Raw genomic sequence first — 9,816 nt, 5'->3', positions numbered from 1 at the left:
GGTGACCGGGGTGACCGACGGCTTCTCGAAGAAGCTGCTGATCACCGGCGTCGGCTATCGCGCGAACGCGCAGGGCAAGAAGCTCAAGCTTCAGCTCGGCTATTCGCACGACGTCGATCTCGACGTGCCGGAAGGCGTCGAGGTCAAGACGCCGGATCAGACCACGGTCGAGATCTCGGGCAACGACAAGCAGAAGGTCGGCCAGTTCGCGGCCGAAATTCGCCGCTGGCGCAAGCCTGAGCCCTACAAGGGCAAGGGCATCAAGTACGAGGGCGAGTTCATCTTCCGCAAGGAAGGGAAGAAGAAGTAATGAGCAAGGGTCTCTCTCTCTTCGAGAAGCGGCGCCGCCGCAATCGCACCGCGCTCAAGGCGCGCTCGGGCAGTCGTCCGCGGCTTTCCGTGCACCGTTCGGGCAAGCACATCTACGTCCAGGTGATCGACGACGCGCAGGGCAAGACCCTCGCCGCCGCTTCGACGCTGGAGAAGGACGTGCGCGGCTCGACCGGCGCGAACATCGACGCGGCCAAGGCCGTCGGCGCCCGCATCGCGGAAGCCGCCAAGAAGGCCGGCGTCACGCAGGTGGTGTTCGACCGTGGCGGTTTCCTGTTCCACGGACGCGTCAAGGCGCTGGCGGATGCCGCCCGTGAAGGCGGATTGGAGTTCTAAGAATGGCTGACGAACTGAATCAGGCGCCCGTCGAGGGCGCGCCCGAGGCCGGTGCAGCCGATGCTCCCCGTCGTGGCCGTGGCCGTGGCGGCGACAACCGCGGTGGCCGCGGTGGCGATCGCGGCGGCCGTGGCCGTCGTGACGATCGTCGCGGGCAGGGCGCCGAGGACGGCGGTGAGGAACTGATCGAGAAGCTGGTCCACATCAACCGCGTCTCGAAGACCGTGAAGGGCGGCAAGCGCTTCGGCTTCGCGGCGCTGGTCGTCGTGGGCGACGGCAAGGGGCGGGTCGGCTTCGGCCATGGCAAGGCGCGCGAAGTGCCGGAAGCGATCAGCAAGGCGACCGCTTCGGCCAAGAAGAAGATGGTCCGCGTGCCGCTGCGCGAGGGCCGGACGCTGCACCATGACGGCAAGGGCCATTTCGGCGCCGGCCAGGTCACCGTCCGCTCGGCGCCTGCGGGCACCGGCATCATCGCGGGCGGCCCGATGCGTGCCGTCTTCGAGAGCCTGGGCGTTGCCGATGTGGTGACCAAGTCGGTCGGCACCTCGAACCCGTACAACATGATCCGCGCCACCTTCGAGGCGCTGAACGACCAGTCTTCGCCGAAGGCGGTCGCCCAGCGGCGCGGCAAGAAGATCGCCGACCTGCTCGGCCGTGGCGGTTCGCAGACCGCCGAGGCTGATGCCGCGGCGATCGTGGAGTAAGGCAGATGGCGAAGATCAAGGTAAAGCAGATCGGCTCGCCGATCCGCCGGACCAAGGACCAGCGCGCGACGCTGATCGGTCTGGGCCTCAACAAGATGCACAAGGTCAGCGAGCTCGAGGATACTCCCGAGGTCCGCGGCATGATTCGCAAGCTGCCCCACATGGTCGAGATCGTCGAAGGCTGACGCCTCCGGCACCTTTTCCAGGTGACAGACAAAGGGGAGGGGGCTATCGGCCCCCTTTCCGATTTTACCAGCGCGACAAAAGCGAAAGCGAGTGCACGACATGAAACTCAACGACATCAAGGACAATGACGGCGCCCGCAAGGGCCGGATGCGCGTCGGACGCGGCATCGGCTCGGGCAAGGGCAAGACCGCGGGCCGCGGCCAGAAGGGCGCCAAGGCGCGCTCGGGCGTCGCGATCAACGGCTTCGAGGGCGGCCAGATGCCGCTCCACATGCGCATCCCGAAGCGCGGCTTCAACAATCCGTTCGGCAAGGACTATGCCGAGGTCAATCTGGGCGCGATCCAGAAGCTGGTCGACGCCGGCAAGCTGACCGCGACCGACATCGACCACGAAGTGCTGAAGGCCGTCGGCCTGGCGCGCGGCGGCAAGGACGGCGTGCGCCTGCTCGGCAAGGGCGAGCTCAAGGCCAAGCTGAACTTCACCGTCGCCGGCGCGTCGAAGGGCGCGATCGAGGCGGTCGAGAAGGCCGGCGGCTCGGTCACCGTCCCGACAATCGTCCCGGCTGCCGAGAAGCATGCTGCCAAGCATCGCTCGAAGCAGAAGGAAATCGCCGCCAAGAAGGCCGGCAAGGCCTGATCTAGCTGTGGACAGGGCGCTGCGCCGCATTGCCCTGACCCACCAGTGACCTATATGAGCGGCGGGGCGGCGGTTGACGCTTTCCCGCCGCTTTGGTTTCCAGGAATATTGCGCACATGGCATCCGCAGCCGATCAACTCGCCTCCGGCCTGAACCTGTCCAAGTTCGGCCAGGCCACCGAACTCAAGAAGCGCCTGTGGTTCACCCTCGGCGCGCTGATCATCTTCCGGATGCTGAGCTATGTGCCGCTGCCGGGCATCGACCCAACTCAGCTCAACCTGCTGGCGCAGAACACGCGCGGCGGCGTGCTCGATTTCTTCAACACCTTCTCGGGCGGTGCGCTCGAGCGCATGAGCGTGATCGCGCTCGGCGTGATGCCCTACATCACCGCCTCGATCGTGGTGCAGCTCGCCACCTCGCTGTCGCCGGCCCTCGCCGCGATCAAGAAGGAAGGCGAGAGCGGGCGCAAGAAGCTCAATCAATATACCCGCTACGGCACCGTGGCGCTGACCGCGGTGCAGGGCTATGTCATCGCCGCGGGGCTGCAGGCCGGGGTCAACGGCATCTCGCCGGTGATCCAGCCGGGGCCGCTGTTCATCATCGGCGCGGTGATCAGCCTGATCGGCGGCACGCTGCTGCTGATGTGGCTGGGCGAGCAGATCACCAGCCGCGGCGTCGGCAACGGCATCTCGCTGATCATCATGGCCGGCATCGTCGCGCATCTGCCCACGACGCTGGTGCAGCTGTTCGAGGGAGGGCGCTCGGGCTCGATGAACCCGATCACACTGGTCGCGATCATCGCCGCGGTGGCGGGCCTCGTACTGTTCATCTGCTTCATGGAGCGCGCCCAGCGGCGCATCCTGATCCAATATCCCAAGCGACAGACGCAGCGCGGCGTACAGTCGGAGCGCAGCCACCTGCCGCTCAAGATCAACACCGCGGGCGTGATCCCACCGATCTTCGCCAGCTCGCTGCTGCTGATGCCGCTGACGATCAGCCAGTTCGCCGGCCAGCAACAGGCGGGCCAGGGCTGGTGGGGCGATTTCGTGATCAGCCTCAACCAGTATCTGCAGCACGGCAGCCTGGTGTACATGCTGCTCTACGGCGCCGGCATCATCTTCTTCTCGTTCTTCTACACCGCTGTGGTGTTCAACCCCGAGGAGACGGCCGACAATCTCAAGAAATATGGCGGGTTCATCCCCGGCATCCGCCCGGGCAAGAATACCGAGGCCTATTTCGATTACGTGCTGACGCGCATCACCGTGATCGGTGCAGCGTACCTCACCGTGATCTGCCTGCTGCCGGAATATCTTGTGTCGGCGCTCGCGATCCCCTTCTATCTCGGCGGCACCAGCCTGCTGATCGTGGTCAACGTGACGATGGACACGGTGACCCAGATCCAGTCGCACTTGCTGGCGCACCAATATGGCGACCTGATCAAGAAGGCGAAGCTGAAGGGCGGCCGCCTTCGCTGAGACGGAGCGGCATAATAGGGGAAGCGGTTTGAACATCATCCTGTTGGGCCCCCCGGGGGCAGGCAAGGGAACCCAGGCATCGCGGCTCGAGGACGAGCGCGGCATGGTCCAGCTCTCGACCGGGGACATCCTGCGCGCCGCGGTCAAGGAAGGCACCGAGGTCGGCAAGCTCGCCGACGAGATCATGAAGGCGGGCAAGTTCTTTCCGGACGAGCTGATGGCGCAGATCCTGGGCGAGCATATGGACAAGCTCGGTGCCGATACGGGAATCATCTTCGACGGCTATCCGCGCACCGCGCGCCAAGCCGAGCTGCTCGACGAACTGATGGCCGCGCGCGGCCGCGAGCTCGACCATGTGATCGAGCTGGTGGTGGACGAGGACGCGCTGGTCGAGCGAATCACCGGCCGCTTCACCTGCGCGACCTGCGGCGAGGGCTACCACGACAAGTTCAAGCTGCCCAAGGTCGAGGGCAAGTGCGACCAGTGCGGCGGGACCGAGTTCAAGCGCCGCCCCGACGACAATGAGGAAACGGTGCGCACGCGCATGGCCGAGTATCGCGCCAAGACCGCGCCGATCCTGCCGATCTACGACGCGCGCGGCCTGGTGAAGCGCGTGGACGGCATGGCCGACATCGCCGAGGTGACCGAGGCGATCGAGGCGATCCTTGACGGAAGGGCCTGAGGCTTAGCCCCAGGTCGCAAGGGAAGGGGCTTCGGCTCCCTTTTTCCTTGGCGCCGTGGTCCCTTACGGAATGACGATCTCGCAGCCGGTCTTGACGCGGTCGAGCGCGAGCAGGCTGCGGAAGCTCGCCACGGCTTCATTCTCGTTGAACAGGCGGCGGGTGAGCGCCTCGTAGCTTGGCATGTCCGGCGCGACGATCACCAGCACGAAGCTGATCCCGCCGGTGACGTAATAGCATTGCTGCACTTCGGGCGTGGCGGTGAAGAGCGCCCTCGCGGCGTCGGCGGTCTCGCGATGCTCGTTGATCATCCGGACCTCGACGATCGCGGTGATCGTCATCGCGACCGCGCGCGTATCGACGATCGCGATATTGCGATCGATGACTCCCGCCGCCTCCATCGCCGCGATGCGCCGCTGCACGGCTGCTGCGGAGAGGTTCACCGCCTCGGCGATGCGGCGCTGCGGTGTCTTGTTGTCGCGCTGGACGATGCGCAGGATCGCGCGGTCGAAGCGGTCCAGCGAACGCTTTACGGAGGGCGATCGGGCCATAAGCGAGTTTTTGTTGCATTCGAGGCCCCGATCAAGGGCGCAAATCCCGTTCCTGCGCTGCTATCTCCGCGCCGGTCGCCACAGCGAGTACGATCATGCACCTAGCCGTCACGCCGCAGTCCGGGACCAGCCGGATCTTCCTGGGGGTGCTCTGCGGGGTCGGCGCCGGGGCGCTGTGGGGGCTGGTGTTCCTCGCCCCGGAGCTGGCACGCGCCTTCACCCCGCTCCAGCTCGCGATCGGGCGCTACTTCGCCTACGGGCTGCTGTCGGCCGCGCTGATCGCGCCGCGCTGGCGAGCGCTCGCGGCGCTCCTCACGCGCCGTGAGTGGCTGGCGCTGGCATGGCTCTCGCTGGCCGGCAACACGCTCTACTATGTGCTGCTGTCGGGTGCGGTGCAGATGGGCGGGATCGCGATGACCTCGCTCGTGATCGGATTCCTGCCCGTAGCGGTGACGATCATCGGCAGCCGCGACCATGGCGCGGTGCCGCTGCGGACGCTCGCGCCGTCGCTGCTGCTGTGCGCCGCGGGCACGCTCTGCATCGGCTGGCAGGCGGTCGCTGAACCGGCAGGGACGCAACTCGCCGGGCTACTCTGCGCGATCGGCGCGCTCATGTCGTGGACCGCCTATGCCGTCGGCAATAGCCGTTGCCTGGCGCGGCTCGACCGGGTGTCGGCGCATGACTGGAGCTTGCTCACCGGCCTCGTTACCGGCGCTCAGGCAGTCGCTCTGATTCCGGTCACGATCCTGTTCGAGCCGACCAGCCACAGCGCCGCCGCGTGGTTGCAGTTCGCGGCCGTGTCGATCGGCGTCGCGCTGGTGGCGTCGATCCTCGGCAACGCGCTGTGGAACCGGGCGAGCCGGCTACTGCCGCTGACGCTGGCGGGGCAGATGATCCTGTTCGAGACGCTGTTCGCACTGCTCTATGGCTTCATGTGGGAGCATCGGCTGCCGCTGCCCCTGGAGATCGCCGCGTTCGGACTGGTGGTGGCGAGCGTGCTCGCGTGCATCGCGGCGCACCGCCGGCACGCGTCCCGCCTTGCGCCGCATTGAAAGGGCCGCCCTCCTGCAGGACGGCGGCCCGGTTCGTTCGGCCTCAGCCCTGCGGCGGGCTCCAGTCACCTGTCGGATTGGTGTTGACCATCCACGGCACGCCGAACTTGTCGACCAGCGAGCCGAAGCCCGGCGACCAGAAGGTCTCGGCGAACGGCATCACCACGCGGCCGCCGTCCGACAGCGCGTCGAACCAGCGCTGCGCCTCGGCCTTGTCTTCGGTATGCAGCGTGACGTCGAAGCCGTTCTTGGGCTTGTCGATGTTGGGCGCCCAGTCGGTGTCCATGTCCGCGCCCATGATCGACTGGTCGCCGACGTCGAGCCAGGCGTGCATCAGCCAGTCCTTATACTGCTCGCCGACCGGCATGTCGGGAGGGCCTTCGCCATAGGGCATTGCGGCGGTAATCTTGCCGCCGAGGACTTGGGCGTAGAATTCGAAAGCTTCGCGGCACTGGCCTTGGAAACTCAGGCTCGTCACAATTTTCATTACAGCCTCCTCTCGTGATTCGGTCCGGGCTGGTCGGGTCGTCGACCGCCCGTCCCTGCCGACCCGCGCGTTCTTATAACCGATCAAGCTGCGTTTTCATGTCGGACCTTGGGTGACGGATACGTTCGCCGCGCGCCGCAAATGCGGGCTCATGCTGCCGACGAAATGAGAAGGGCCGCCGTCCCGGAGGACGACGGCCCTGTTCTCGGGTCCGGCTGCGAGTTCAGCGGCGCGCGCGGCGCTTGAACTGGTCCATGCGGACGACGTTGCTCGGGCGCTCGATCGCGATGCCCGAATAGAGCGTGTCCATCGGCTCGTCGGTCACCTCGTGGACGATGTCCGAGCCGAAGCCGTTGAACGCCGTGCGCATCGCCGCGCCATAGGCGCCGAGCATGCCGACCTCGATATAGTCGCCCGCCTGCACGTCCGCCGGCAGCTCGAACGGACCGGCCATGTGATCGAGATCGTCACAGGTCGGGCCGTAGAAGCTGAACTCCGCCGTCTCCGCATCCACGCCTTCACGCAGCAGGCGGACCGGGAAGCGCCAGCCGACATGCGCCGCATCGAACAGCGCGCCATAGGCGCCGTCGTTGATGTAGAGCTCGTCGCCGCGACGCTTTTCGACGCGCACGATCAGGCTGCTGTACTCGGCGCACAGCGCCCGGCCCGGCTCGCACCACAGCTCGGCGCTGTACGAGATCGGCAGGTTCTCGAACGCGTTGTGGATCACGCCGAAATAGGCCTCGAGCGGCGGCGGCTCCATCCCGGGATAGGTCGAGGGGAAGCCCCCGCCGACATCGACGATGTCGACCGTGACCGACGAGGCGACAATCGCCGCGCGCACGCGCTCCATCGCCTCGGCATAGGCGGCCGGGGTCATCGCCTGCGAACCGACATGGAAGCAGATGCCGAGCGCGTCCGCCGCCTGGCGAGTCGCGACCAGCAGTTCGGCCACGTCCTCGGGCTCGGCACCGAACTTGGCGGCGAGGCTGAGCTTCGAGTGGTCCGACGACACGCGGATGCGTACGCACAGGTTCAAGTCCTGCGCACCCCGGGTGGCGCGCACGATCTTCTCGAGCTCGTCCATCGTGTCGAGGCTGAAGGTGCGCACGCCGTGGACGAAATACGCTTCCTCGATCGCTTCCTCGGCCTTGACCGGGTGCATGAAGCACAGAGTCGCCTTGGGCAAAGCGCGGCGCGCCATGCGCACCTCGCCGATCGACGCGACGTCGTAATGCGTCACGCCGCTGTCCCACAGGATCTGAAGCAGTTCGGGGGAGGGATTCGCCTTCACGGCATAGAGAACCGTCCCGGGAAACTTCTCGACGAAGAATCGGGCAGCTCGCTTCGCGGCGTGCGGACGAACGAGCGTTACCGGCTCGACGGGACGAAGGGCTTTCGCTAGCCCCAGCGCGCTATGATGCTTGTGCAACTCAAGGGACCTCCAATTGCCTTGCCGGCGTACGGTGAAAAAACACTGCCTTGCGGTGGAAGTCCCATGGGGCAGCGGAGCGGTCACATAGGGTCGGGGGTCCCCCTTGTAAAGCGATTCGGGGTCCGTTTTTTCGATGCGGGGTGATTTGTGACGATTTTGCGACAGCCAACTCGGGCGGGAGTACGCGACGCGGCGGCCAAGGTGGCGGCGATCCTGCCGTCCACGCCGCTGCTGGTGGCGGAAATCCGGGGGATTCCGGTAATGTTCAAGGCCGAGTGTCTGCAGCCGATCGGCGCGTTCAAGATCCGCGGTGCGTGGCATCGGCTCACCGCGATCGCGCCTGAGCACAAGGACAAGGGCGTGGTCGCCTTCTCCTCGGGCAATCACGCGCAGGGCGTGGCGTGGGCGGCGCGGCGGCTCGGCATGCCGGCCGTGATCGTGATGCCCGCCGACGCGCCCGCAGCGAAGCGCGAGGCGACGCTGGCATTGGGCGCCGAGGTGGTCGTCTATGACCGGATGAAGGAGGACCGTACCAAGATCGCCGCGCATCTCGCTCACGCCCGCGGTGCCACGCTGGTGCCGCCGTTCGACGACCCCTGGATCATCGAGGGGCAGGGCAGCCTGGCGATCGAGGTGCTGACCCAATGCGCCGAGATGCGGCTGCCCGATCCGGGTCAAGTGGTGGTGCCGTGCGGCGGCGGCGGGCTTGCGGCGGGCGTGACGCTGGCGCTGCCCGAGGCGGAAACCACGATCGTCGAGCCCGAGGGCTGGGACGACATGTGCCGCAGCCTCGCCAATGGCTGGATCGAATCGGTCGGCGATTCGCCGCCGCCGACCGCGTGCGACGCGTTGCAGACCTTCGAGCCCTCGCCGCTCACCTTCGACGTGCTGTCTCGGCGCGACGCGAGCGGGGTGACCGTGAGTGAGGCCGAGGTGCGTACGGCGCAGCGCTGGGCAGCGCGGAAACTGCGGCTGGTGGTCGAGCCGGGCGGATCGGTGGCGCTCGCCGCGCTGCTGGCCGGGAAGGTCGACCCGACGCCCGATACGCTGGTGGTACTGTCGGGTGGCAATGCCGATCCGGAGGCCTATGCGAGGGTGCTGGGTTCCAGCGACTGAGCGCCAGCCTCGATCGCCGGATAGCCTGTCGCCATAATCGCGCGATCAGGCGTTCGCCGTCCGGATCGTAGGTGGCGAGATCGGCGCGCGCGAACGGAAAGAAGTCATTTCGGCCGAAATAGGCTTCGCTGAGCAACCTGCTTGCCCTGTGGATTGATCCAAGACAGCCGCAGTAGGATCCGATGCCCATTCTGGAAGACATGCGGGACCGCTGGGGGAGGCGCCTCTGCCGATCGTGATGCCGCAGGACGGGCGTAGGCGGGCGAGGCAGGGGACAAGGTGGAGAGCAGCAGCGCAGCAGCGATCGCCCAATCAGCGCCGCCGCGTCCGCCTCATCCGACGAACGCGCGCTCGATCACATAATGACCCGGCTTGGCGTTCGAGCCTTCCTCGAAGCCCAACCCGTCGAGCATCGCGGAGAGGTCCTTGATCATCTCCATGCTGCCGCACAGCATGATGCGGTCGGTCTCCGGGTCGAGGCGCTTCTCGCCGCCCATCTGCGGGCCGAACAGCGCGCCGTTCTCGATCAGCGCGCCGATGCGCTGGCAAGTCGGGAAGGGCTCGCGCGTCACGGTCGGCAGATAGCCGAACTGGAGCAGCGCCTGGTCCTGCACCAGCGGGTCGCCGGCGAGCTGCGCCTCGAGCTCGGTGCGGAAGGCGAGGTCGCTGACGCGGCGCACCGAATGGACCAGCAGGACCTGATTGAACATGTCGTAGACGTCGGGGTCGCGCGCGAGGCTGAGGAACGGCGCGAGGCCGGTGCCGGTCGACAGGAAGAACAGGCGCTTGCCGGGCAGCAGCGCGTCGGTGACGAGCGTGCCGGTCGGC

Annotated in this window: 12 protein-coding genes and 1 pseudogene; 9 read left to right on the top strand and 4 right to left on the bottom strand. The window is 66.8% G+C overall.

The window, feature by feature from the left end:
• The 7 genes from ABDV68_RS15940 to ABDV68_RS15910 all read left to right on the top strand — a co-directional run.
• Positions 1-310, top strand: a 310-nt coding sequence (locus ABDV68_RS15940; protein ID WP_343521086.1) for a 50S ribosomal protein L6, incomplete at its 5' end; no start/stop codon positions are given.
• Positions 310-666: a 50S ribosomal protein L18 gene (rplR, locus tag ABDV68_RS15935; protein WP_343521085.1), complete on the top strand. Its 357-nt coding sequence runs from the start codon at positions 310-312 to the stop codon at positions 664-666. The genes ABDV68_RS15940 and rplR, both read left to right, overlap by 1 nt.
• 2 nt (positions 667-668) lie before the next feature.
• Positions 669-1,370, top strand: coding sequence for a 30S ribosomal protein S5 (rpsE, locus tag ABDV68_RS15930; RefSeq protein WP_343521084.1), 702 nt, complete (start codon positions 669-671; stop codon positions 1,368-1,370).
• Between the two features lie 5 nt (positions 1,371-1,375).
• Complete coding sequence (gene rpmD / locus ABDV68_RS15925; RefSeq protein ID WP_310037213.1) at positions 1,376-1,555, top strand: 50S ribosomal protein L30; 180 nt, start codon at positions 1,376-1,378, stop codon at positions 1,553-1,555.
• 100 nt (positions 1,556-1,655) lie between these two features.
• Positions 1,656-2,192, top strand: a complete 537-nt coding sequence (rplO, locus tag ABDV68_RS15920; protein WP_343521083.1) for a 50S ribosomal protein L15 — start codon at positions 1,656-1,658, stop codon at positions 2,190-2,192.
• Positions 2,193-2,308: 116 nt separating this feature from the next.
• A complete protein-coding gene (gene secY, locus ABDV68_RS15915) occupies positions 2,309-3,667 on the top strand; it encodes a preprotein translocase subunit SecY (RefSeq protein ID WP_343521082.1) in 1,359 nt (452 codons plus the stop codon).
• 28 nt (positions 3,668-3,695) lie between these two features.
• A complete protein-coding gene (locus tag ABDV68_RS15910) occupies positions 3,696-4,349 on the top strand; it encodes an adenylate kinase (protein ID WP_343521081.1) in 654 nt (217 codons plus the stop codon).
• Between the two features lie 63 nt (positions 4,350-4,412).
• Here the strand turns inward: ABDV68_RS15910 and ABDV68_RS15905 are convergent, their stop codons facing one another.
• Positions 4,413-4,898, bottom strand: a complete 486-nt coding sequence (locus ABDV68_RS15905) for an Lrp/AsnC family transcriptional regulator (RefSeq protein ID WP_343521080.1) — start codon at positions 4,896-4,898, stop codon at positions 4,413-4,415.
• A gap of 95 nt (positions 4,899-4,993) precedes the next feature.
• Here ABDV68_RS15905 and ABDV68_RS15900 point away from each other — a divergent pair, with 95 nt between their 5' ends.
• A complete protein-coding gene (locus tag ABDV68_RS15900; protein ID WP_343521079.1) occupies positions 4,994-5,950 on the top strand; it encodes a DMT family transporter in 957 nt (318 codons plus the stop codon).
• 43 nt (positions 5,951-5,993) lie between these two features.
• On the opposite strand, the gene ABDV68_RS15895 is transcribed toward ABDV68_RS15900, so the two are convergent.
• Positions 5,994-6,437, bottom strand: a complete 444-nt coding sequence (locus tag ABDV68_RS15895) for a VOC family protein (protein ID WP_343521078.1) — start codon at positions 6,435-6,437, stop codon at positions 5,994-5,996.
• A 223-nt stretch (positions 6,438-6,660) separates the two neighbouring features.
• Positions 6,661-7,869 (bottom strand): type III PLP-dependent enzyme, encoded by a 1,209-nt coding sequence (locus ABDV68_RS15890; protein ID WP_343521077.1) that lies wholly within the window; start codon positions 7,867-7,869, stop codon positions 6,661-6,663.
• A 150-nt stretch (positions 7,870-8,019) separates the two neighbouring features.
• On the opposite strand from ABDV68_RS15890, the gene ABDV68_RS15885 reads away from it, so the two are divergent.
• A complete protein-coding gene (locus ABDV68_RS15885; protein WP_343521076.1) occupies positions 8,020-8,988 on the top strand; it encodes a threonine/serine dehydratase in 969 nt (322 codons plus the stop codon).
• A 332-nt stretch (positions 8,989-9,320) separates the two neighbouring features.
• On the opposite strand, the pseudogene ABDV68_RS15880 reads toward ABDV68_RS15885, so the two are convergent.
• Positions 9,321-9,816, bottom strand: a pseudogene (locus ABDV68_RS15880) (ferredoxin--NADP reductase); the annotation flags it as partial.

The sequence above is a fragment of the Sphingomonas sp. genome (assembly GCF_039595165.1).
Lineage (GTDB): Bacteria > Pseudomonadota > Alphaproteobacteria > Sphingomonadales > Sphingomonadaceae > Sphingomonas.
This window is presented reverse-complemented; position numbering and strand designations above follow the sequence as displayed.